20 protein-coding genes are annotated in these 21,899 nt (G+C 74.8%); 11 read left to right on the top strand and 9 right to left on the bottom strand.

What is annotated here, in order from left to right; genetic code table 11:
* Positions 1-996 precede the first annotated feature (996 nt).
* Together ACGFZP_RS38625 and ACGFZP_RS38620 are read left to right on the top strand one after the other, a co-directional pair.
* Positions 997-1,491: a hypothetical protein gene (locus ACGFZP_RS38625; protein ID WP_387951031.1), complete on the top strand. Its 495-nt coding sequence runs from the start codon at positions 997-999 to the stop codon at positions 1,489-1,491.
* A 355-nt stretch (positions 1,492-1,846) separates the two neighbouring features.
* Positions 1,847-3,127: an acyl-CoA dehydrogenase family protein gene (locus ACGFZP_RS38620; protein ID WP_392941906.1), complete on the top strand. Its 1,281-nt coding sequence runs from the start codon at positions 1,847-1,849 to the stop codon at positions 3,125-3,127.
* Between the two features lie 130 nt (positions 3,128-3,257).
* Here ACGFZP_RS38620 and ACGFZP_RS38615 read toward each other — a convergent pair whose 3' ends face one another.
* A complete protein-coding gene (locus ACGFZP_RS38615) occupies positions 3,258-4,469 on the bottom strand; it encodes a phosphotransferase (RefSeq protein WP_392941903.1) in 1,212 nt (403 codons plus the stop codon).
* A gap of 470 nt (positions 4,470-4,939) precedes the next feature.
* Here ACGFZP_RS38615 and ACGFZP_RS38610 point away from each other — a divergent pair, with 470 nt between their 5' ends.
* Entirely contained in the window at positions 4,940-6,421 is a 1,482-nt protein-coding gene (locus ACGFZP_RS38610; RefSeq protein ID WP_392941900.1) for a hypothetical protein, read from the top strand.
* Positions 6,422-6,620: 199 nt separating this feature from the next.
* Here the strand turns inward: ACGFZP_RS38610 and ACGFZP_RS38605 are convergent, their stop codons facing one another.
* Entirely contained in the window at positions 6,621-7,118 is a 498-nt protein-coding gene (locus ACGFZP_RS38605; protein WP_392941897.1) for a hypothetical protein, read from the bottom strand.
* A gap of 271 nt (positions 7,119-7,389) precedes the next feature.
* On the opposite strand from ACGFZP_RS38605, the gene ACGFZP_RS38600 reads away from it, so the two are divergent.
* Positions 7,390-8,901: a HEAT repeat domain-containing protein gene (locus ACGFZP_RS38600; protein ID WP_392941895.1), complete on the top strand. Its 1,512-nt coding sequence runs from the start codon at positions 7,390-7,392 to the stop codon at positions 8,899-8,901.
* Positions 8,902-9,091: 190 nt separating this feature from the next.
* Here the strand turns inward: ACGFZP_RS38600 and ACGFZP_RS38595 are convergent, their stop codons facing one another.
* Positions 9,092-9,934 carry an undecaprenyl-diphosphate phosphatase gene (locus ACGFZP_RS38595; RefSeq protein WP_392941916.1) on the bottom strand — a complete coding sequence of 281 codons (843 nt, stop codon included), beginning with the start codon at positions 9,932-9,934 and terminating at the stop codon, positions 9,092-9,094.
* A 231-nt stretch (positions 9,935-10,165) separates the two neighbouring features.
* Positions 10,166-10,858, bottom strand: a complete 693-nt coding sequence (locus ACGFZP_RS38590) for a class I SAM-dependent methyltransferase (RefSeq protein WP_392941892.1) — start codon at positions 10,856-10,858, stop codon at positions 10,166-10,168.
* 195 nt (positions 10,859-11,053) lie between these two features.
* Here ACGFZP_RS38590 and ACGFZP_RS38585 point away from each other — a divergent pair, with 195 nt between their 5' ends.
* Entirely contained in the window at positions 11,054-11,602 is a 549-nt protein-coding gene (locus ACGFZP_RS38585; RefSeq protein WP_392941888.1) for a DUF4396 domain-containing protein, read from the top strand.
* A 165-nt stretch (positions 11,603-11,767) separates the two neighbouring features.
* On the opposite strand, the gene ACGFZP_RS38580 is transcribed toward ACGFZP_RS38585, so the two are convergent.
* Positions 11,768-12,301, bottom strand: coding sequence for a PadR family transcriptional regulator (locus tag ACGFZP_RS38580; RefSeq protein ID WP_392941885.1), 534 nt, complete (start codon positions 12,299-12,301; stop codon positions 11,768-11,770).
* A gap of 173 nt (positions 12,302-12,474) precedes the next feature.
* Between ACGFZP_RS38580 and ACGFZP_RS38575 the strand changes: the two genes are divergently transcribed.
* From ACGFZP_RS38575 to ACGFZP_RS38565, 3 genes are all read left to right on the top strand, one after another.
* Positions 12,475-13,242 carry an alpha/beta fold hydrolase gene (locus ACGFZP_RS38575; protein WP_392941883.1) on the top strand — a complete coding sequence of 256 codons (768 nt, stop codon included), beginning with the start codon at positions 12,475-12,477 and terminating at the stop codon, positions 13,240-13,242.
* Positions 13,243-13,653: 411 nt separating this feature from the next.
* Complete coding sequence (locus ACGFZP_RS38570; protein WP_392941880.1) at positions 13,654-14,649, top strand: aminoglycoside phosphotransferase family protein; 996 nt, start codon at positions 13,654-13,656, stop codon at positions 14,647-14,649.
* A 113-nt stretch (positions 14,650-14,762) separates the two neighbouring features.
* Entirely contained in the window at positions 14,763-15,092 is a 330-nt protein-coding gene (locus ACGFZP_RS38565) for a hypothetical protein (RefSeq protein WP_392941877.1), read from the top strand.
* 66 nt (positions 15,093-15,158) lie between these two features.
* Here ACGFZP_RS38565 and ACGFZP_RS38560 read toward each other — a convergent pair whose 3' ends face one another.
* From ACGFZP_RS38560 to ACGFZP_RS38545, 4 genes are all read right to left on the bottom strand, one after another.
* Positions 15,159-16,022, bottom strand: a complete 864-nt coding sequence (locus tag ACGFZP_RS38560) for a biotin-dependent carboxyltransferase family protein (RefSeq protein ID WP_392941913.1) — start codon at positions 16,020-16,022, stop codon at positions 15,159-15,161.
* A gap of 2 nt (positions 16,023-16,024) precedes the next feature.
* Entirely contained in the window at positions 16,025-16,729 is a 705-nt protein-coding gene (locus ACGFZP_RS38555; RefSeq protein ID WP_392941874.1) for an allophanate hydrolase subunit 1, read from the bottom strand.
* 92 nt (positions 16,730-16,821) lie between these two features.
* On the bottom strand, positions 16,822-17,598 hold the full coding sequence (locus ACGFZP_RS38550; protein ID WP_392941872.1) for a LamB/YcsF family protein: 777 nt from the start codon (positions 17,596-17,598) through the stop codon (positions 16,822-16,824).
* A gap of 344 nt (positions 17,599-17,942) precedes the next feature.
* A complete protein-coding gene (locus tag ACGFZP_RS38545) occupies positions 17,943-19,022 on the bottom strand; it encodes an IPT/TIG domain-containing protein (RefSeq protein WP_392941869.1) in 1,080 nt (359 codons plus the stop codon).
* Between the two features lie 222 nt (positions 19,023-19,244).
* Here ACGFZP_RS38545 and ACGFZP_RS38540 point away from each other — a divergent pair, with 222 nt between their 5' ends.
* Genes ACGFZP_RS38540 through ACGFZP_RS38530 form a run of 3 tightly spaced genes read left to right on the top strand, consistent with a single transcriptional unit; the run spans position 19,245 to position 21,840 of the window.
* Positions 19,245-20,780 carry a hypothetical protein gene (locus ACGFZP_RS38540; protein ID WP_392941910.1) on the top strand — a complete coding sequence of 512 codons (1,536 nt, stop codon included), beginning with the start codon at positions 19,245-19,247 and terminating at the stop codon, positions 20,778-20,780.
* On the top strand, positions 20,777-20,968 hold the full coding sequence (locus tag ACGFZP_RS38535) for a hypothetical protein (protein ID WP_392941867.1): 192 nt from the start codon (positions 20,777-20,779) through the stop codon (positions 20,966-20,968). Before ACGFZP_RS38540 ends, ACGFZP_RS38535 begins: the two co-directional genes overlap by 4 nt.
* Positions 20,965-21,840: a hypothetical protein gene (locus ACGFZP_RS38530; RefSeq protein ID WP_392941865.1), complete on the top strand. Its 876-nt coding sequence runs from the start codon at positions 20,965-20,967 to the stop codon at positions 21,838-21,840. Before ACGFZP_RS38535 ends, ACGFZP_RS38530 begins: the two co-directional genes overlap by 4 nt.
* The last annotated feature ends 59 nt before the right edge of the window (positions 21,841-21,899 follow it).

Raw genomic sequence — 21,899 nt, 5'->3', positions numbered from 1 at the left:
GCTACGAGAAGACCGCCACCGTCTTCCAGGCCGGACTCCACATCGCGGGCATCTTCATCTGGTCCGCCCGCTGATCCAAAAGAAAGGCCCTAGTCGGCCCCCAGGGCCTGCCGGTCCGGACGGACCGCCTCCGGACGGGCCTGGCGGGCGAATCCTCGACTGCAGGGTTCTTGACGGCCAGGTCCTTGACCGGCCGGCCCTTGACGCCCCCGGGCGGTGTCACGCGCAGGCGCTCCGGCCAGCGCCTAGGGGCAGCGAAGCGACTCCAGCCCTGCCCGTTGGTGCAGACCTGGCGGGCCGCCGAACCCCCGCCAAACCCCCGAACAACGCCCGGCAGGTCACGTTTCCCTACCCGCCAGGTCACAGATCATCGCTTGAGCGTGCCCCGTCATAATTTCTGTTGACTGTTAGACAAACGCAGCTCAGAGTATGAGCACAGGCAGACGCCGTGCCCACCGCCCCCACGCGGCCAGACACGGCGCCTGCTGTGTGGCCCGGCAGCGCTAGCCAGGCCTGCCTCCCAGTCATCCCCTTCGCACCGGGGTGCGTCGGCCGGTCCCGGCCCACAAGGGGCCGGCAGTCGCCGGGAGGCTGGCACCGACGCCGAGAGCGACTCGACGGCGGAACCGGGTGCTCGGGACCCGCACGCCCCCACGCGGCGGCGTCCCGAGCAGATCCGCGGGAGCGACGGGCCGGGGCCCCGCGGACCTTGCTTGTGTGACATGGAACTGTTGGCTTGTGTGCTGTGCTGTGTGCGACGACGAAGCTGGGTGCTCGGCGGATCGGCACGACGATGTGCACAGTGAGGGATACGCGTGTAGGGCCGCGTTGCGACATGCCGTCCCCCCGGAGGGTGAAACCCAGAACGGCTGTCGTGCTGAACCGAACGTAGCCCGGACGGTTGCTCAGAGTCAACATTGGTCTCTGAGCGTGGATCTCCGTCCGGTGCCCCACCCACCCCGCGAACGCGGTGTGCCGGGCACGTACGATGTTCCCATGTCTTTTCTCCGCCGTCGCTCCGGACAGCCCGCCGGCCCGGACTTCGACGTGCTCGCGATGGACCCGGGCGACTGGCCCGGCGACTTCGGTGCGGCCATGATGACCGGCCCGGACGGCTCCTGCCAGGGTATTTTCCTGCGCTACGACCTGTTCGGGGGCAGAGGCCCGGCGATGTTCATCGGCAACCTCCCCGAGGGCTCGCCCGCCAGGGAGACCGGGGACGAGGTGCCCTTCGAGGTCCGGCAGCTGCTCGCGGCGCTGGAGAACGAGGAACCGGTCGAGTTCGTCTCGGTCGAGGACTTCCCCGTGATGCTCGGCGACGACCTGCTGATCGTGAAGAAGGTCAAGGTCAGCGAGGGTCGGGTGTTCTGCTCCCAGTTCGGGCGCAGCGACGGCGTCCAGGTCACCATCGCCTCCTGGGACCGGCCGATTTCGGACGACCTCTACCAGTTGCTCAAGCCGCTCCCGGCGGACATGTTCCAGCAGGGCTGAACCCGGTGGGCCGGTGCGCCGGCCGGGTGCGTCGGCCCGCTCGGGCCGGGGCCCGCTCCCCGGGCGCTGCTTGACGGTTTCGATCACCGCTTCGTACAGTCGCGAACATGTCGTGCCGTCTCCCGCTGCTGACCCGCCGCAGCTATCTGGACCTGCGGCGCACCGCCAGCGCGGCGTGTCCGGGCCACTGAGGGGGATTCGTCCCCGAGGCGGTGGGCGGTCGGCCGAGCGGCCGGCGCCGATCCGGGGGCGGACGTTGCGCTGACCTCCGGGGCCGCCAACCGGTACCGCACGCCCGTCCGGCGTGCCGCCCGCAGTTGCCGAGCCCACGCTGCCGCCCGGAGGCACCAGCACCATGACCAGCACCGCGACCACCACCACCGGCGACGAGTCGCCGCTCGCCGCCGCGCTCGCCGGACTGCCCCGGGTCGTCGACCTGCTCGCCGCCCGCGCGGAGGAGCACGACCGCGACGCGACCTTCCCGTACCAGGGCATCGAGGCCGTGCACGAGGCCGGACTGCTCACCCTGACGGTCGCCCAGCGGTACGGCGGACCGGGTGGCACGCTCGCCGACGTCGTCCGGGTGCTCGCCCAACTCGGGCGCGGGGACGCCTCGGTGGCCGTGGTCACCGCGTTCACCCTGCTTCAGCACGCCGAGCAGGCCCGGACGGCGCCCTGGCCGACGGCCGGCTACCGGCGGCTGCTCACCGAGTCCCGGCGCGGCCCGGCGCTGGTCAGCACCCTGCGCGCGGAGCCCGGCGGTCAGGGCGGCGGCACCCACGGGGCCGGTGGCCCGCCGGCCACGGTGGCCCGGTGGGAGGGCGACGGCTGGCTGCTCAGCGGCCGCAAGACGTACTGTGCCGGCGCCGAGGCGCTGGCCTGGATGGCCGTCACCGCGCGGACCGACGAGCCGGTGCCGCGGATCGGCACCTTCCTGGTGCGGGGCGAGAGCGAGGGCATCGAGGTCGACCCGACCTGGGACCAGCTCGGTCTGCGGGCCAGCGCCAGCCACGACGTGGTGCTGGACGACGTCCGGGTGCCGGCCGACCTCGCGCTCGGCCTGACCGCGCCGAGGGCCTCCGCCTCGCTGAAGGCCTCACTGAAGGCCTCGCCGAACGCGTCGGCTGCGCCGAAGACCTCCGCCGCACCCGGCCCCGGTCGGGCCGCCGCCGCCGAACTCACCCGAGCCTGGCACGACCTGGCGCTCTCCGCCGTCGCCCTCGGGGTCGCCCGCTCCGCCCAGGACTGGCTGGTCCGCTTCCTCAACCAGCGCACTCCGGCCAATCTGACCGAGCCGCTCGGCAGCCTGCCCCGCTACCGCTGTGCCCTGGGCGAGATCGAGGCGCAGTTGATCGGCGCCGAGGAACTGGTCAACGGCCTGGCCCCCCGGGTCGATCTGGCCGAGCCGGACGCCGTGGCCAGGACCGGCCCCGCCCACCTGCTGGCTACCCGCGCCGCGATAGCCGCCGTGCAGCAGGCGGTCTCGCTGACCGGCAACCCGGGGCTGAGCCGGCGCCACCCGCTGGAGCGCTACCTGCGCGACGTGCTCAGCAGCCGGGTGCACCTCGCCCCGGACGAGGCCGTCCTGGACGCCGCCGGGCGGGCCGCCCTGGAACGCGGCGGCCCCCGGCCGTAGCCCGGCCCCGGACGCGCGCTCAGCGGCCGCCCCGCGCGCCGGTGTTGTACGCCGGTCTCGCGCGCCGGCGCGCAACACCCGACCGGGCTCGGGGCCTGACGTCAGGCCCCGAGCCCGGCGCGCACCTTCCTCAACGGGTGCCGACCGCGGCCCGGACGGCCCGGCGGGCCAGCGCGGCGTCGTCGTACAGACGGCGGATCATGATCCGCTGCTCCTCGCCGGCGCCCGGCACGTCGTACAGCCGGATCTCCCGCATCAGCACCAGCACCAGGTTGACCAGGAACGCGTCCCGGGCCAGCGTGCCGCCGCTCTGGGCGAGTTGGCTGATCTGGCGGCGGGCCGCGGTGTCCCCGGAGAGCACGCTCCACAGCACCGCGAGGTCGTAGCCCGGCAGGTACCAGCCGGCCTGCTCCCAGTCCACCAGCACCGGCCCGGAGGGCGCCAGCAGCATGTTGCTGAGCAGCGCGTCGCCGTGGCAGAGCTGGAGCGGGGTGTGGCTCAGGCCGTGCAGCAGGCCGCGCAGGTCGCCGGCGTCCCGGTCGGTGAGCTGGCCCACCGAGTGGTACCGGGCCACCTCCAGCTGGTAGTCCAGCCGTGGCTGGAACACGTCGGTCGGCGGTCGCCACAGGTTGAGCGTGCGGACGGCGGTGAGCAGCGCCCGGACCTCGCCCGGGGTGGGCGAGTTGACGGGGTGGCGCTCGCGGGCGGCGGGCCTGCCGGGCACGCGCTCCATGACGAGCACGCAGCGGTCGTGGTCGGCCGCGACCAGCCGGGGCAGCCGGACCGGCGGACGGTGCCGGACGAAGGCCCGGTAGACCGCGACCTCGTGGTGGAAGTCCGCCACCAGCTGCTCGAAGTGCTCACCCCGGACCGCCTGCGGGGAAAGGCACTTGGCGACCACCGGGGCACGCCCGATGGTGCCCGCCACCAGGATGTGGCGGCTCCCCTCCCGCAGCACCTGGCGCGGGGTGAACGCGGGGCATATCCGCGCGACGCTCGCGAGGGCGGCCCGCACCGTCGGGGTTTGCAGGGCGGCCGGGTCGATCCGCTCGGGACCGCCGGGCTGGCCCGGGCGGTGCGGCGGACGCAGCGCCCGGCCGTCGCCGGGACGGGCGAAGGGGGGCCGGGGGGCGGTGGCCGGGGAGGCCTCGGGGGTTCGCAGTCCCAGCGCCGCACGGCCGGCCTGGCCCCGCGCGTCCGTGGACCGGCCGTCGGCACCGCGCGGGGCCGCGGGGCGGCTCGGCGGCACCTGCTTCGGGCCGGGACGGCCGGTGGCTGCGGTGGGGGGGCGCAGCGCGGTGCGGGTCGCGGTCGGCGTGGGGGTGGTCGCTGAGGAGTACATGGGGTGAGGGTGGTCCCTTCCTGTCCGTCGGCGGGTGGGCCCCGCGGTGCGGGGAGGCCGGTGCCGTGTGCTTCCTGGCGTGGCGGCGGCCCTTGCCCGGTGCGATGGGTGGAGCGCGGGCGCCGGGCACGGACGCGGGGCCGAAGCCCCTGCGGCAGTGGACCGGCCGCCCGCACCCTGGGGAATGCGGTCGACCGGTGCTGCCGTGGCCGTGCCCGGCGCCCCCGCGCCACCCGGCCGCGCCACCCCCTCGGGTGAGGACCGGGGACGCCCTGTGACACGGACGGGGGAGGACCCCGGACCCGGCCTTGGGCGCCTCCGACCCGAGGGGCGAGGTGGCGCACCTCTACATGACACCCGGACGGCACTGGTTAGTAATGTGGCGGACCCTGGCGAAGCCTGGCGAATGCTCGCCTGGCACATGACGGAGCCTCTAGCCTCGAACCAGCCGAGGAACCTGGGGGCTTCACGTGAGCAGGGGACCCAACACCCGACTCGCCGATCTGTTCGTCCTGGCCGGATGGTCCAAGGGCGAGCTTGCGCGGCTGGTCAACCGTCGGGGTGCCGCGATGGGACAGCAGCAGCTGTCCACCGACACCTCGAGGGTGCGACGTTGGATCGAGCAGGGGGAGATCCCGCGCGATCCGGTGCCGAGGGTGTTGGCAGCCGTGTTCACGGAGCGGCTCGGCCGTGTCGTCACCACTGAGGACCTCGGTCTGGAACGACACCGGCCCACCAGGTCCGGAGCGGCGCAGTCCGCAGCAGTGCCATGGGAGCCGGATCGAACGGCCGCGGTCCTCACCGAGTTCACGGGAATGGACCTCATGCTCAACCGACGTGGATTGGTGGGCGCGGGCGCCGCGCTCACGGCCGGGGCGGTCATCGCCGACTCCCTGAAGGGCTGGCTGGGAGGGGACGCGGTCGCGTACGCGGCCGAGGTCCCCGGCCCCCGGCAGGTCGTCACCCAGGGCGGTGCGCGGCCGGTGGTGGATGTGTACGACGCGGGCCCGGTCGGGCTCGACGAGGTGGAGGCGCTGGAGCGCTCCGTCCAGGTCTTCCGGGCCTGGGACGCGGCGCGCGGCGGCGGCCTGCAGCGCAAGGCGGTGGTCGGCCAGCTCAACGAGGTGGGCGGGCTGTTGACGCACCGCCACAGCCAGGTGGTGGAGCAGCGGTTGTGGCTGGTCGCCGCCAACCTGGCGGTGCTGGCCGGCTGGATGTCGCACGACGTGGGCCTGGAGTCGACGGCGCAGAAGTACTTCATGATCGCCGCGGAGTCGGCCAAGGAGGCCGGCGACCGACCGCGGGCCGGCGAGGCGATCTCCCGGGCCGCCCGGCAGATGGTCCACCTCGGCCGGGCCGACGACGCGCTCGACCTGATGTCCGCGGCCAGGGCCAGCGGCGGCCGGGTGCTGCCCAGGACGCGGGCGATGCTGAACACCGTGGAAGCCTGGGCGCACGCCTCGATCGGGCACTCGCAGGACACCTATCGGCTGCTCGGCGAGGCGGAGGACCTCTTCGCCGAGGACGTGACCGAGCCGCCGCCGTCCTGGATGCAGCTGTTCGACGAGGCCGAGCTGCGCGGGATGCAGGCGCTGGTGCTGCGCACGCTCTCCGAGCACGACCCGTCGGCGGCCCCGCAGGCCCGTCGGCACGCCGAGCGGGTGATCAAGCTGCGCGAGGGCACGGGGCAGCTGCGTTCGGCGCTGTTCGACCGGCTCACGCTGGCCTCGCTGCACTGGATCACCGGTGAGCCGGACGCGGCCGAGTTCCAGGCCAAGATGGTGATGAACCTGATCGGGCAGAACTCCTCGCACCGCACCTGGGACCGGTTGCGGGAGATGTACCGGTTGACCGCCCGCTACCGGGGCCTGCCGGTGGTGGACGAGCTCCGGGCCGAGCTGGGCCGGGAGCTGCGGACGGCGGACGCCAAGAACCGGCCGAAGCTGGCCTGATCCCCGGTCGGGTTCGGGCCGGTGGTGTCCGGGCAGGGTCTGGGCCGGGTTCGAGCAGGGCTTCGGCGGGTCGGGCTTCGAGTCGGGTTCGAGGCGGCTCGGTCTCGGGCGGCCGGGTTCGTCGGTGCCGAAGGTCCGGGCTGGCCGACTTCGGGCGGGTCGCGTTCGGTCGGGCCGGGTTCCGTCAGGCCGGGTTCCGTCAGGCCGGGCGGAGCATCATCCGCAGGGCGGTGACGGTGCCGTCCACGCCGATCACGGGCTCGCCCGCGCACTCGACCGCGCCGCGCCCGCCGCCGGGCCGGCGGACCACGACGGTGCCGACCGCGCAGCGTCCGTGCACCAGGGCGTCGGTCATCATCCGGCGCAGCAGCGGCCGGTCGGCCTCGTCGAGCCGGTCGGGCAGCCGGTCGAGGCTGAGCGGGGCCTGCCCGGGGTCGCACCCGAGCAGTCGGAACGTCTCCGCCGACCACCGGATGTCGTCGGTCAGGAGGTCCCACTCGGCCGAGCCGACGCCGGGTCCGGGCGGCGTCTGTGCGGTGCCGTCCATCGTGCTGCCCACGCTGCCGTCCGTTGCGTCGTCCGCCGGGCCCGTCGCCGAGGCGGCCGGGTCGCCTGCCGGTTCGTCCGCGGGGCTGTCCGCCGGGCCTTCCGCCATGGCGGTGCCCGGCGGACGGGCGGCGGGGCTGGAAGGGCTCATAGCAGATCCATCGGGCCGGGGGCAGGGCGGGGTGGTGGAACGACTGTCGCACAGCCGCGTCCCCCCGGTGAGGGATTTGCCGAGATCCCGGCAAAATTCCTGCGGCATATGCCAGTGCGGTGCACGGGTCCATTGCCCTGTGTGCGGTGGGGCGTCCCAGGCGGTAACCTTCGGTGATTCCGGCGCCCGGGCGCCCACCGCAGTACCGACCAGAGACCCCGGCGACGGAAATCCCGTTGCCACTACGACCGCCGCAACGGATGCTGACCTCATGTTCGAGCCAGTGATAGCACCTAGTGCCAGCCTCCTCGGCCTCCTTCAGCGAGGCCGCGGTGACGGGCAGCTCCATGCGCTGGCCGCCGACCGCACCGAAGCCATCGCCGCGCTGCAGGAGTGCGTCACCAGGGATCCGCGAGCCGACTGGCAGGTCGAGAACCGCTCCCTCTACTACGCACGCCTCTACATGGAGCTGGAGGCGCCGCTCGGCGGCATCGAGGACCACCTGCACGACCCGGAGGACCTCCTCGACGACGACGAGGGCCGGACGGGCCTCGCGCTGTCCGTCCTGGGCCACCTCGCCGCGTACGGCCGGCGCGACGCGCTGCTGATGCTGCGCGAGTACGCCGCCACCGGCACCAACTGGGCGTGGGCCCTGGACGAGCTGGCGCTGCGCGACGACGACCGCGGCCTGCTGCTGCTCGGCACCGCGGTGCTGGACCGGTTCGCGCCCGGCCCCGAGGGCGACGCCGAGCTGCGCGAGGTCATCCGGGGCGCGTACGAGCCGAGGCCCTGGCGGCTCTGGGCCGCCTACCACCCGAGGGTCGCCGCCGCGAGCGAGCAGTCCCCCTTCGACGTCTGGCAGCGCCAGCTGAACCGCAGCGGCGCCACCCCCGGCTGGTCCACCGCCGACGTGCTGGTCTGGGCCGACCAGGGCGACCTCGGCGGACTGACCGCCGGCGCCTTCACCCGGCCGCCCGACCGCCCCGAGTCGGCCCGGGGGTCCGACGGTGATCCGTCCGGCCCCGACGCCGGCGACCGCCGGGCGGCCGCGGCCGCCCGCTGCCTGGCCGCCGTGGTGCGCCCCGAGGACCGTCCCGCCGTGCTGGAGGCCGCCGGTGGCGGTCTGCCCGGAGCCCGGCGGGCCGCCCTGCGCTACCTGGTCGACCAACAGGACCCGGCCGCCGCCGTGCTGATCGAGGCCGCCGCCGCCGATGTCGACGACCGGATCGTGCGCACCGCCCTGGAGCTGCTCGGCCGGATGCGCGGCCCGGAGGCCCTCGCCCACGCCCGCCGCTGGGCCGACCCGGCCACCGGCGGCGCCGACAGCGCCCTCGGGGAGGCCGCCGTCCAGCTGCTGGCCGATGCCGGCGAGGCCTGTGACGCGCCCCTGGTGGTCGACGGGCTGCGCCGCTGGGTCTCGGTGCGCGGGGTCTCCGGTACCGGGCTCGGGTCGCTGGTCGACGGCGCGGGGCGGCTGGCCGCCGCCGGAGCCGTCCCCGTCCTGCGCCACATCTACGGCGAGGCCGCCTCGTCCGAGCTGCGCGGCCGTGCGGCCCGCGCGCTCGCCGTGACCGACGTGCACTTCCCCGAGGGTCCGGCCGTCGAGTGCCTCTGGGACTGCGAGGAGGCCACCCGGGAGCTCGCCGCCCGGCATGTCGCCACCACCGGCGACGCCCGCGTGCTGGAGCGCCTGCGCCGCCTCGCCGCCGACCCGGCCGAGGAGGCCGAGGTCCATGCCGCCGTCCGCGGCCGCCTGACCGCCGCCCGGGAGCGCGGGCGCTAGATCCCCTTCGGGCCGGTGGCCCGGTACGACGAACGGCCCGGGCGCTTCTGCGCCTGGGCCGTTCGCTTGCCGTGCCGTGCCGTGCCGTGTCCGGCCGGCCGGCCGCTTCCGCCTCCGTCGCGGCGCCGGACCGGCGCTGCCGTGCTGAGGATCGGGTCCGGCGTGCTGCAACGGCGTTCTCGTTCCTGCGCTACTTGACCACGCCGGCGTCGGGGCTGAGCGTGCCGACGCTCACCAGGACGATGATCAGAATGCCGAGCAGGACGCGGTAGACCACGAACGGCATGAAGCTGTTGTTCGAGATGTACTTCAGGAACCAGGCGATCGCGGCGTAGCCGACCACGAAGGCGATCAGGGTGGCCAGGATGGTCGGACCCCAGGCGGGCGCCGGGCCCTCGCCGATCTTGAAGAGTTCCAGCAGGCCCGAGGCCAGCACCGCCGGGATGGCGAGCAGGAACGAGTAGCGGGCCGCCGCCTCGCGGCTGTAGCCGAGCAGCAGTCCCGCGCTGATGGTGCCGCCGGAGCGCGAAACGCCCGGGATGAGCGCCAGTGCCTGGGCGAGGCCGTATCCGGCCGCGTGCGGCAGGGTCAGGTCGCTGATCGGCTTGGCGTGCCGGACCGCCCGGGTGCGGTCGGCCACCGCGAGGATCAGGCCGAAGACGATCAGGGTGGTGCCGATGATCCGCAGGTCGCGGAGGTTGGTCTCGATGGTGTCCTGGAACAGCTTGCCCAGGATGCCGATCGGCAGGGTGCCGATGATCACGAACCAGCCCATCCGGGCGTCCTGGTGCGAGCGCAGCGCCGGACGGAACAGCGAGAGCGTCCAGGTCTTCACGATCGAGGCGATGTCGCGGCGGAAGTAGATCAGCACCGCGGACTCGGTGCCGAGCTGGGTCACGGCGGTGAACGCCGCGCCCGGGTCGTCCCAGCCCAGCAGGGCCGAGAAGACCCGCAGGTGGGCGCTGGAGGAGATCGGCAGGAACTCGGTGAGACCCTGGATCAGGCCGAGGACGGCCCCGTGGAACCAGTCGATCACCGGACACCCGCCCAGGGTATCCGTCGCTCGATGCGCATCAGTGGTCCTTGCTGGTCGGTGCGGGAGCATGCCGACGGCATGCCTGTGGCACATGCCGATGGCATGCGAACGGCCGGTCCCGCCCGGCGCTCGGGCCGCGCGCAGGCCCGGCGCGCGCGCCATGGTACGCGGTGAAGGTGACGACTCTCCGCGCCGCCCCCACCGCCCCGCAGTGCGGCCCCTGGGAGGTCAGTCCGTCGCGAGTGCGCGGACCCAGGTTCGGTCCTCCGTCAGATAGGCGTCCACGGCCAGCCCGGCATCCGCCAGGGCCTGCTCGAACTGGGCCGGGTCGAGCGGCCGGGAGCGGAAGGTGTGGGTCCAGCGCGCGTCCGGGAACTCGAACTCCATCAGGACGGAGTGCACGCCCGGCTCCACCGGGGTGTCCGACACCACGCGGGCCACGCCGTCCGGGCTGAGCCGGCGCTCGCGGGGCACGTTGTCGTGGTAGTCCGCGCCCTCGCGCTGGATCAGCACGCAGCCGCCGTCGGCGAGGTGTCGGCGGCAGGTGTCCAGGAGGCCCTGGCGGACGGCCGGGTCGCCCGCGTGCACCAGGAAGGATCCGAGCAGGACGACGTCGAAGCGCTCGCCGAGGTCCAGGTGCTCGATCGGGCTGCGGACCGTCCGGGCGCCGCGGACCCGGGCCAGCATCTCGGCCGACTCGTCCACCGCCGTCACCTGGAACCCGAGCTCCGTCAGAGGGTGTGTCACCCGGCCCACCCCGCAGCCGAGTTCGAGGATGCGCGCGCCGGCGGGCACCGCCCGGGCGATCACCTCCGGTTCGTCGCCGACCAGCAGTCGTTCCCAGAGCTCGACGGCGCAGCCGTCCGGCGTGATCGCCCCCGGTCCCGTCCCGTCGTAGCCCCTGCGTCGCTCAATGGTCATGCGGTCCATCGGAACACGGGCGGGCGTCTTCGGGAAGGGGGCCCGGGGGCGGGGAGGTCGGGCGCGGGAGGGGAGGTGCGGCGGGCGGGGTGTGATTCGGAGGCACCCCAAAGGTGGCCTGGATACCCCTGGGGGGTATATGGTGGGCATCGAAGCACCGAGGGAACCGGCGCCGGAGAGCACGCGGAGGACGACATGGCACAGCCCGCGCACCACGAGCACCTGCAGCATGAGAACCACCCGGGCGAGCTCGCCGGGCATGCCGGGCACGGTGGCCACCACGGCCACGGCGACCAGGGGGGCGCGGCAAGCTGGCGGACCGCCGCGCAGGCCACCCTGCACTGCCTCACCGGCTGCGCCATCGGCGAGATCCTCGGGATGGTCCTCGGCACCGCCTTCGGCCTGCACAGCGGTGCGACCGTGGCGCTCTCGGTCCTGCTGGCCTTCGTCTTCGGCTACGCGCTGACCATGCGCGGCGTCCTGCGGGCCGGCCTGGACGTCCGTGCGGCGGTCAAGGTGGCGCTGGCCGCGGACACCGTCTCGATCCTGGTCATGGAGCTGATCGACAACACCGTGATGGTCACCGTCCCGGGTGCGATGGACGCCGGCCTCGGTGACGTGCTGTTCTGGTTCGCCCTGGCGGGTTCGCTCGCCCTCGCCTTCCTCCTGACCGTCCCGGTCAACCGGTGGATGATCGCCCGCGGTCGCGGCCACGCGGTCGTCCACGCCCACCACCAGCACTGAGCGCCCCGCGCCGGGTGCGCCTCGAGGCCGCGGCCCGGGGGGGCCCCCGGGGGGGGGGCCGGGGGGGGCGCGGGGCGGGGGGGGCGGCGCGGGGGGGGGGGGCGCGGCCGGCCCCGGGGGGTGTGGGGGGGGGGGGGGGGGGGGGCGGGCTGTCGGCGTCGCGGCCTACTGCTGCGGGGTCTCCAGGTCGGCCAGGGTCTCGCGCAGCCAGGCCAGTTCGGTGTCGGTGGTCGCCCGGGCGATCAGCAGCATGCCGCGGCGGAACGGGTCCGCGAACTCCTCCGCGCCGACCGGCCGGTCGCCGTCGTAGAAGAAGCTGGCCGGCTCGCCGAGGAAGGCGAGCCGGCGGCGCAGGACGGCGGCCTGCTCGGCGGGGTCGGACAGGTGGCGCAGGAAGCTGAGCACGGTGAACCAGCGGTTCTCGTCGCTGATGTCCAGGGGTTCCGGTGCGCGCAGGCGGTCGAGGAGCGCCGCCTGGCCCGCCTCGGTGAGGTGGAGGGTGTGCCGCGGTGCCGCCACCGTCCCCGGCTCGGTCTCGCGCACCAGCAGGCCCGCGGCCTCCAGTCGCTTGATCGCCGGGTAGAGCGTGCCGTCGCTGATCGGTCGGACGTGGCCGGTGAGTGCGGCGAGGTGTCGGCGCAGCTCGTAGCCGTGCAGCGGCCGGTCGTGGAGGAACCCGAGGATCGCGAGTTTCAGCATGGGGCCACTCTCTCAGATGCGCTTCGGTATATCGATGTCGCTATACCTCGACGTCGATGTATTGTCTCACTCGAACGGTCTCACTCGAACGCTCCGGGTTCGCCCAGGGGCATTCGTCGTCGAGCGTTTCCCACCGCGTTCCCGCGTTCCCGCGCCCAGCAAGGAGCAATGCCATGCGAGAAGCCCCCGTCACCCCGAACGGCGACCGGATCCGCTGGGTGGAGATCCCCGGGACCGGCCCGGCCCGGCTCTACCTGCACGGCCTCGGTGCCAGCTCGCCCGTCTACTTCGCCGCCGCCGCCGTCCACCCGCTGCTCGCCGGGCGCCGCTCGCTCCTGCTCGACCTGCTGGGCTTCGGCATCAGCGACCGGCCTGCCGACTTCTCGTACACCCTGGAGGCCCATGCCGACGCGGTGGCGACCGCCCTGGACGCCGCCGGTGTGACGGGTGTCGAGGTGGTCGCGCACAGCATGGGCGGCTCGGTCGCGATCGTGCTGGCCTACCGGCACCCGCACCTGGTCTCGCGGCTCGTCCTGGTGGACTCCAACCTCGACCCGATCACTCCCACCCGTCGTCCGGGCAGCAGCGGGATCGCCACCTTCACCGAGGAGGAGTTCCTGACCGGGGGGCTGCAGGAGGTGCAGCAGTGGGTCGGGCCGTTCTGGTGGTCCACCATGCGGCTGGCGGGCCCCGAGGCGCTCCACCGCACCGCCGTCCACGGGACCCGTGGCACCGTCCCGACGATGCGCGAGATGCTGCTCGAGCTGGACGTCCCGCGTGCGTTCCTCTACCCCGAGGCCGACGGCGAACTCCTCGGCGAGGAGCGCCTGCGGGAGGCCGGTGTGGTCGTGACGGCGATTCCGGACTCCGGCCACAACATCATGTTCGACAACCCGGACGACTTTGCAAAGGCTGTCGCCGAGACGCTGGGCAGTTACTGACACGACGTGCCGGAGTGGCGTGTCGTGCTGGAGTGGCGCCTTGTGTCAGCCCGGCGCGACGTGCCACCCCGGCGTGATGTGCCACCCCTGGCACGCCCCGGGTGGGCGGCGTCGATCCGGCACGTCGTGCCGGGGTGGCATGTCGGGGCACGGCATGGCATGGCGTGGCCCGGCACGGCAGGTGCGGCCGGCGCGTTGTGCAGGTGCCTGCCGTGCAGGTGGCAGGTCATGTCACCCCGGCGCGCCATGCCTCACCGGCACGGAATGCCACCCGTCGGGGCCCGGCCGCCGACACGTCGGGCCACCCCGGCGCGACGTGCCGCATCCGCGACCCGGCTCGTACCCGCACGTCGTTCCGCCCTCTCCGAGGGCGCCCGTCGAAGCCCGCCCCGCCAGCAGGAGCCACCGCCCATGACGAACGCCGCCTCCGCCGCCGTCCCCGACCGCGCCGCGACTCCTGAAGGAGCCTCCGGGCAGGCCCCCGCCCCGCCCCGGGTGCCGAAAGCCCTGGCGGACTCGCTGACCGACTCCCTCGGCGAGGCCGGCCGGGTCTGGGCGGTCGGCCTCCCGCTGCTCGCCGAGGAGCTGATGGAGCGCTGGGCGCTGCGCCCGGACGGTCCGCCCGCCCACGGCATGGTCGCGCTGGTGCTCCCCGTGCTGCGTACGGACGGCACGCCCGCCGTCCTCAAGCTCCAGCCGGTGGACGGGGAGACGGTGGGCGAGCCCGCCGCCCTGCGCGTCTGGGCCGGCCGGAGCGCCGTCCGACTGCTCGACCAGGAGCAGGCCTCCGGTGCGATGCTGCTCGAACGCCTGGACCGGGACCGTTCACTGCTCGCCGTACCGGACGCCACCGCCGCGCTGCGCACCCTCGCCGAACTCCTGGCCGACCTGACCGCCCACCCGGCGCCGCCCGGTCTGCGCCGGCTGTCCGACATCGCCGACACACTGCTGGCCGATACCCCGGAGGGGCTTTCGGGGCTCGTCGACCCGGCCGACCGCCGCCTGCTCGCCGACTGCGCGGCCGCCCTGCGCGAGGTGCGGGGCGAACCCGGCGACCGCCTCCTGCACTGGGACCTGCACTACGACAACGTGCTCGCCGCGCTCGGGCCCGACCCCCGCGCCCCCTGGCTCGCCATCGACCCGAAGCCGCTCGCCGGGGATCCGGCCTTCGAACTCCTCCCGGCCCTTCGCAACCGCTGGAGCGACCTCGCCGCCACCGGCGACGTCCCGCGGGCGCTGCACCGCCGCTTCGACCTGATGACCGACGTCCTCGACCTCGACCGTTCCCGCGCCGCGGCCTGGACCCTCGCCCGGATCCTGCAGAACGCCCTGTGGGACATCGAGGACGGCTCACCCGCCATCGACCCGGCCCAACGTGTCGTCGCCGAGGCCCTGCTGGGCCGCTGAGCCGGCCGTCCCCCGCGCCCCGGCACCCGTCTGCCCGCAACCGGGCCCGCCCGCCGCAGGGCCCGCCCGCCGTAAAATCCGCCCCATCGGGTATCGAGGCAAAGGGGCGGGAAATGGCCGACGAGCGGTGCGAGCGCTGCGACATGCTCTGGTGCGACTGCCCGGCCGACGGTTCCGTTCCGCGGGCCGACCACCGCCGGAACGCCCCCGGCGCGCCCTGGGCGGGCTGGCCGGAGGGGGCGGCGGTCATCATCTCGAACACCGGCTACGCCCACCGCCGGGGCTGCTCCCACCTCACGGCGAGCACGTTGACGGCGCCTCAGTTCGGCTGGGTGGCCGTGCCGGTCTCCGGTCACCACATCACGGACGAGCAGCCGCTGCGCGCCACCGCGGGCAACACCGCCCGGGTGGCGACCACGCCCTGTCCGACCTGCTTCGAGTAGCGGCGAGGCCCGGTGGCCGTACGGCGGCGGCCCGGTTCACTCCGGAAGCCCCGGAAGGCCAGGCGCTCACCCCGGGAGCAGGACGAACCGGACCGGGGTGCCCGGGCGGGCCTGGGCGGCGCCGGCCAGGTCGGCCGGGGGGACGACGCCGACCACGGGGTAGCCGCCGGTGGTGGGGTGGTCGGCGAGGAAGACCACCGGTCGGCCGTCCGGGGGGATCTGGACGGCGCCCAGCACCATGCCCTCGCTGGGGAGCTCGCCGCCCCGGGCCCGGGTGACGGCCGGGCCGTCCGTCCTGAGCGCGATCCGGTTGCTGGCCGGGGCGACCCGGTAGTGCTCGCGGGCCAGCCAGGCGACCGACTGCGGTTCGAACCAGTCCGCGCGCGGTCCGAGGCCCAGGCGCAGCACCAGCTCGGCCGGGGGAGCGGGCAGCGGTACCTGGTCGGGTAGCGGCCGGTACGAGGGGGGCGGTCCGACCGGCAGCCGGTCGCCGGCGGCCAGCGGGGCGGGCCCGAGTCCGGACAGCAGGTCGGCCGAGCGGCTGCCGAGCACCGGCGGGACGGCGATCCCGCCCGCCGCCGCCAGATAGCCGCGCACTCCGTGGGTGGCGGCCCCGACCTCGACCACCGCGCCGGCCGGGACGGCGACGGCCGCGCCCCAGGCCGCGGGGCGACCGTCCACCAGGACCGGGGCCGGCGCGCCGGTGACGGCGAGGAGCACCGGGCCGAGTGCGCGCAGGGCGACCCCACCGAGGGTGGTCTCCAGCACGGCCGCGTCCGCGTCGTTGCCCACCAGCCGGTTGGCGGCGCGCATCGCGGGCTCGTCCAGCGCGCCCGCCCGGGGCACCCCGAGGTGGGCGACACCGCGTCGGCCGAGGTCCTGAACGGTCGTCAACGGGCCCGGCCGGACGACCTCCAGCTCGGTCACCACCCTCACCGGCCTCCCTCACCGCGCCTGCTCGACGGGCCCCCGGCCCGGCCGCGGCCGCCACCTTCGGCCGCGGCGCGCACGGCAGTGAACCGTACCCGCACGCCCGGCGCCAGCAGCGCGGCCGGGTCGCGCCCGGTGTCCCAGAGCGCCAGCGACGTCCGCCCGAGCAGCTGCCAGCCACCGGGTGAGGACCGCGGGTACACCCCGGTGTACGGGCCGGCCAGGGCGACCGAGCCGGTCGGGACGGAGCTGCGCGGGGTGTCGCGGCGCGGCACCCAGTACCGCTCGGGCAGACCGGTGAGGTAGCCGAAACCGGGGGCGAAGCCGCAGAACGCGACCTCGTACTCGGCCTCGGTGTGGATCCGGACCGCGGCCTCGGTGGAGACGCCCCACCGGGCAGCCACCTCGGCGAGGTCGGCGCCGTCGTAGACGGTGGGGACGTCGAGCAGTGGGCCTTGGGCACTGGTCGACGCGGCGGGCCGGGGAGCTCGCAATAGGGCGGTCAGCGCGGGGAGGTCGGCGACGCCGTCCAGCAGCACGCTCCGCGCGGCGGGGACGATCTCCTCGACCTCGGGCAGGGCGCCCGCCGCCTGCTGCTCCCGGAGCCAGCCGTACAGGGCGCTCACCTCGGCCGTGCCGCCGACCTCGACCAGCAGCGCCCGACCGCCGACGCGCCGGAGCTCGGGGGGCTCCGGCTGCTGCGCCACCCCCGGCTCGCTGTCCGATGCCCCGCCAAGGCCGCCAACAGCAGCCGCCCCGCCCGGTGCCGCCCCGCCCGGTGCTGCCCCGTCCGGTGCCGTCACGTGAAGGCCTCCACCCGCACCCCCGCCGAGGCGAGCGCGCCGCGTACCCGCCAGGCGAGCTGGGCGGCGCCGGGGGTGTCGCCGTGTACGCACAGGGAGCGCGCCTCGACGGCGATCGACTCGCCGCCGACGGCCTCCACCACGCCGTCCCGGGCGATGCCGACCGCGCGGGTGATCACCGCCTCCGGGTCGTGGACCACCGCGCCCGGTTCGCGGCGGGGCACCAGGGTGCCGGCCCAGGTGTAGGCACGGTCGGCGAAGGCCTCGGCGACCACCGGCAGCCCGACGCCGTCGGCGACGGCCAGCAGGCGGGAGCCGGGCAGGCCGAGCACCGGCAGCGGGCCGTCGCAGACCGCCCCGGCCCGCAGCACGCCCGCGACCACCGCCTCGGCCTGGTCGGAGTCGGCCACCACGCGGTTGTAGAGGGCGCCGTGCGGTTTGACGTAGGAGACCCGGGAGCCGGCCGCGCGGGCGAAGACCTGGAGGGCGCCGATCTGGTAGGCGATCTCGTCGGCCAGCTCATCCGGCGGGACGTCCATCGCGCGCCGGCCGAAGCCGGCCAGGTCGCGGTAGGAGACCTGGGCGCCGATCCGGACCCCGCGCTCGGCGGCGAGTGCGCAGACCCGGCGCATCGTCGAAGGGTCCCCGGCGTGGAAGCCGCAGGCGACGTTGGCGCTGGTCACCACGGAGAGCAGGGCCTCGTCGTCGGTCAGCGTCCACCGCCCGAACCCCTCACCGAGGTCCGCATTGAGATCGATCACCGCATCGGCCACGCCCGTCCGCCTCCCAGCAGCTGTTGAGCCAGATGGTAGGGCCTGCGTGTGAAGGCCGGTGCCCGTGACCCGGGCCCTGGGCGCCCCGGCGTCGGTACGGCCGCAGACGCTCCCCCGCTCGGCCCAGCCGTGCTGCCGCTCGGCGCGATCGGCAGCGGTACCGCGCAGGCGACCTCGAACGACATGTCGACGAATCGCCAGTACGGCACGGGCTGCCCGGGGGAGATCGGCAGGACAGGGCCATCTGGTGGACCCCGGGCCGGGGCGGGAGGAGAAACGGCGGTGGCCGGACACGGGACGTGTCCGGCCACCGCCGTGCGCGGTACGGGCCCTGTGGGCGCCCGCTACGAGGTGTACGTGTACCGGTCGGCCGTGCTCGTCGCGCTGGTCCCGCCGGCCGTGGCCACCGTCACGTCGACCACGCCGGTGCCCGCCGGGGCGGTCGCCGAGCAGAGCGACGCCCCGCAGGAGTAGCGGGTGGCGGGGACCCCGCCGAAGAGCACCGCGCCGTTGGCCAGGTTGCCGCCCTGAACGTAGATCTGGGTGCCGCCGGCGGCCGGGCCGGTGCTGGTGGTCAGGCCGGTGACCGCAGGGGCGGGCGGCGCCGGGGGAGCCGCGCCGGTGTAGTCGAACGGGGTGGACGAGGTCGCCGAGCCGCCCGGGGTGACCACGGTGACCGGCGTGCTGCCCGCACCGCCGGGGGTGGTCACGGTGCAGGTGGTGGCGGTGCAGCCGCCGACCGCGACCGAGTCGCCGAACAGCACGAAGCCGTTGTCCAGGTTGGTGCCGGTCACGGTGACGGCGGTACCGCCGGTGCCCGCGCCGGACGTGGTGCCGATGCCGGTCACCGCGGGGGCGGCCTGGGTGGCCGGCGCCTGCGGGCCGCTGCCGAGCAGGTAGGTCGACACGTTGTCGGACGGGTCCGCGTCGTTCCGGTTCGCGGCCGTCACCTTGATCGTCCCGGCCGGCCTGGTGCCGTGGGAGGCCACGAAGACCTTCATGAACTCGCTGCGCCCCGGGGCGCGGTTGCCGGTGAAGAAGGCGTCCAGGCGGCGGCCGTCGGGTGAGATCGCCTGGGTGAACGTGTAGTCCTGGAAGGAGGTGATCATGGCGCCGCTGGTGGTCAGGCCGGGCGGCAGCTCGACGGTGAGGTGGGTGACCCCGGTCAGGTCGGCGGTGCCCGAGGACTTCCAGGTCACCGAGAAGTTGGTGTAGTCGGTCGGGAAGATCGGGTAGTTCCCGGCCTGGGTGACGGCCACGTTCTGGCCGGTGACCGCCGCCGTGGCGACGGCCTTGGCGGCCCCGGAGGCGGTCCCGGCGGTGGTCGCCGAGGTGGTCGCGGCAGTGGAGACGGCGGTGCCGGCGGCGAGGGCGGCCACGGCGAGGGCGGCGGCGAGGCCGCCTCGTACCAGTCGGATGATCATATGAGGAATCATGGCGGTGGCGGCCGAGCCGCGGGGGCATTTTCTCGAAAGCCAGTTCTATCGTCCATGCCTCGGCCCCTGCGGTGCGGCCCCTGCCCGCTCCCTGACCCGGCCCCGCCCGCCCCTTGACCCACCCCGTCCCACCCTCCGCTCCCGCCCGCCCATAAGGTCCGTTTCGGTCGTTGTCGGTGCGTACCTCTAATCTTGTCCACCGTGACCGCCATCGCTGACCCGCCCATCGAGCACGGGCCCCGGCCGCCCGCCGGGCCCGCCGCAGCCGCCGCGCGGCCCGCGCCCGGCCCCGCCGCCGACGAGGGCCTCGCCCGCCGGCTCAAGGCGCTGGCCTGCACCGCCCCGCTGCACGACCTGGACAGCCGCAAGGTGATGCTGGCCGGCGAGTACGGCGGCTACGCGATGGCCGAGGTCGGTCTCGCCGCGATCGACCTGGTCACCCTGCACATGGACTTCGACACCGGGGCCGACCGCGACATAGTGCTGGCCCGGCTGCTGCCCCGGGTCGCCGCCCAGGCCGCCACCAGGCCCACCGCGGAGCACGAGCGGGTCGCCCGCTGGGTGCTGGAGTCGCTGATCAACGTCGGCAGCGTCGACCGCGGCTTCCGCGCCGTCTACGGCACCTTCGGCCAGGACGGCGCGTACGTCCGCCGCGACTACGACTTCAAGCTGATCGAGGAGGTACCGGGCCCCGACGGCGGCGTCTACCTGCGCACCACCGACGAGGCCGTCAACGTCCTGGTCGGCGCGCTCGACACCGACGTCACCTCCGCCCAGATCGCCGCCGAGGTCAAGCTCGAGGTGCTGATCCGCCGCGGCCGCCTCGCCGACGCCCAGCTCGCCGCCGAGCAGGCCCGCTACCGCACCGTCCAGTACGCCGAGACGCTGCGCCGCGCCCTCGACGCGACCAGGCGCAACGTGCGCGCCGTCGACTGGATGCAGGCCATCCCCGATCTGATCGACGAGGCCCTCGACCACATCGCGGACCGCTACCGGCACGAGAACGCGATTCTCACCAACATCCGCAAGGCCCGCGACGAGGCCGAGGAGCCCGAGCACAAGCGCCGCGCCGCCGAGCTGGTCGACATCGTCAAGGACTGCATCCGCCGCCACACCCAGCTGCAGACCCGCCTGCTGGAGGCCGGCCCGCTGTTCCGCGCCGAGCAGGACCGGCAGGCCTTCGCCGCGCCCGCCGCCCGCAGCGGCATCGACCTCTACGGGCAGCTCCTCGCGCCCGTCCTGCGGCTGCCGGTGGAGCAGGCCGTCCGGCCCACCGGAGCGTTCTTCGCCCGTGGCGCCGGCCTGCGGACACCCGTCTCCGTCCGGGTCGCCGACCTGGTCGACCTGCTCCTCACCCCGCCGGTCGAGCGCGAGCACCTGGGCGCCGAGCTGCCCGACCCGGACCTCGTCGCCACCCCGGACGACAGCCGCTTCTCCGAGGACCAGCTGGAGGCGGCCCTGCTCCTGCTCGACCTGCCCCCCGACGCCCCGCGCCGGCTCTCCGGACTGCTCGCCGAGGCGCGCGGGCAGGACCGGGACCTGCCCTACCTGGTCGCCCTGCTGGCGGTCCACGCGGCCAGCCCGCCGGTCGGCACCGCCTATCGGCAGGGCGAGGAGCGGCTGCTCTTCGCCGTCGACGACGGCACCCCGCTGCAGGACCCGGAGTTCGGCGGCGCCGACCTCATCGTCGGCAGCGCCCTGCTCGACGCGGCCGGTATGGCCGCCGACCGCAAGGACGCCAGTTGACGGCCCGCCGCCCCCTCCCGGCCCGCGAGCCGCGCCGACCGCATCCGCGCCGACCGCACCAGCGCGGCCCCCGCGACGGCGGCAACAGGCCGGCGCACACCGAAGCCACCACTGGCCTCACCAGTACCACCGGCACCACCGGCACCACCAGCACCGCCCGCATCAGCCCCGAGGAGCACCGCCCGTGACGACCCACCACGACACGTCCTGGGCGCCCGAGACCGAGCCCGCGGCCCCCGCCGCGATCACCCCGGCCGACGTCGCCGACGCCGCCCGGCTGGTCTCCTTCGGTCTCCAGGCCAAGCTGCTCCCCGCCCGCGACGCCGAGTACGCCGAACTGGTCCGCCGCCACCGCGAGGACCCGGCCTTCGCCCGCCTCGCCGACGCCGTCGCCACCGGCATGGGCCTGATCGTCCTGGAGGTCTCGCCGCGCGCCGGAATGGCCGTCTCCGCCGCCGAGGACTCCGTCTTCGCCGTCCGGATGGGCGACTACTCCCGCCGCGCCGCCTCCGAGTCCACCGACCGCTTCCTGCACGGCCTGGCCCACCTCGCCGTCGCCGCGATGGCCTTCCCCCGCCCCGAGGACCTCGCCGACGACGGCTACCTCGGCCGGATCACTGTCAACGGTGTCGACGCCTTCGTCCGCCAGGCCTGCCGCCGCCTGGAGGAGCAGGCCGACGCCGAGGGCGCCAACACCGACCCGCAGAGCGACGCCCCCGGCCTGGAGGCCGCCTGGCGGGTCTGGGCCCGGCGCACCGCCACCGGAGCCACCAAGGACGCCCGCCGGCTCTCCGGCTCCACCATCGGCATCGTCGCCAAGGCCGTCATGTTCCTGGTCGACTCCGGCTTCCTGCAGAAGACCTCGGACGACGCCGGCGGCACCTACCGCACCACCGCCCGCTACCAGCTCCAGGTCCGCGACCTGGCCGGCAGTGCCGCCATGGCCGAACTGCTCGACCTCGGCATCGTCCCGGTCTCCGACGGCACCGCCAGCCTGCTGCCCCCGGACACCGGGGACGAACTGGTCGCCGACGCGGGCCTGCCGTTCCACTCGCTCTGAGCCCCACGCCACCCACACCACCCACACCACCCAGAGCAGCCCAGCCCGCGCCCCAAGTC

It is taken from the genome of Kitasatospora sp. NPDC048239, from assembly GCF_043202015.1.
Classification (GTDB): Bacteria; Actinomycetota; Actinomycetes; order Streptomycetales; family Streptomycetaceae; genus Kitasatospora.
Note: the sequence above shows the minus strand (reverse complement) of the source record. Positions and strands in the feature narration are given on the sequence as shown.

Excerpts from the sequence above, each read along its gene's own strand:
- ACGFZP_RS38600 (WP_392941895.1), top strand. The coding sequence starts at position 7,390 with ATGTTCGAGCCAGTGATAGCACCTAGTGCCAGCCTCCTCGGCCTCCTT.
- ACGFZP_RS38625 (WP_387951031.1), top strand. The coding sequence starts at position 997 with ATGTCTTTTCTCCGCCGTCGCTCCGGACAGCCCGCCGGCCCGGACTTC.
- ACGFZP_RS38565 (WP_392941877.1), top strand. The coding sequence starts at position 14,763 with ATGGCCGACGAGCGGTGCGAGCGCTGCGACATGCTCTGGTGCGACTGC.
- ACGFZP_RS38585 (WP_392941888.1), top strand. The coding sequence starts at position 11,054 with ATGGCACAGCCCGCGCACCACGAGCACCTGCAGCATGAGAACCACCCG.
- ACGFZP_RS38545 (WP_392941869.1), bottom strand. The coding sequence starts at position 19,022 with ATGATCATCCGACTGGTACGAGGCGGCCTCGCCGCCGCCCTCGCCGTG.
- ACGFZP_RS38570 (WP_392941880.1), top strand. The coding sequence starts at position 13,654 with ATGACGAACGCCGCCTCCGCCGCCGTCCCCGACCGCGCCGCGACTCCT.
- ACGFZP_RS38605 (WP_392941897.1), bottom strand. The coding sequence starts at position 7,118 with ATGAGCCCTTCCAGCCCCGCCGCCCGTCCGCCGGGCACCGCCATGGCG.
- ACGFZP_RS38575 (WP_392941883.1), top strand. The coding sequence starts at position 12,475 with ATGCGAGAAGCCCCCGTCACCCCGAACGGCGACCGGATCCGCTGGGTG.
- ACGFZP_RS38620 (WP_392941906.1), top strand. The coding sequence starts at position 1,847 with ATGACCAGCACCGCGACCACCACCACCGGCGACGAGTCGCCGCTCGCC.
- ACGFZP_RS38590 (WP_392941892.1), bottom strand. The coding sequence starts at position 10,858 with ATGACCATTGAGCGACGCAGGGGCTACGACGGGACGGGACCGGGGGCG.
- ACGFZP_RS38580 (WP_392941885.1), bottom strand. The coding sequence starts at position 12,301 with ATGCTGAAACTCGCGATCCTCGGGTTCCTCCACGACCGGCCGCTGCAC.
- ACGFZP_RS38615 (WP_392941903.1), bottom strand. The coding sequence starts at position 4,469 with ATGTACTCCTCAGCGACCACCCCCACGCCGACCGCGACCCGCACCGCG.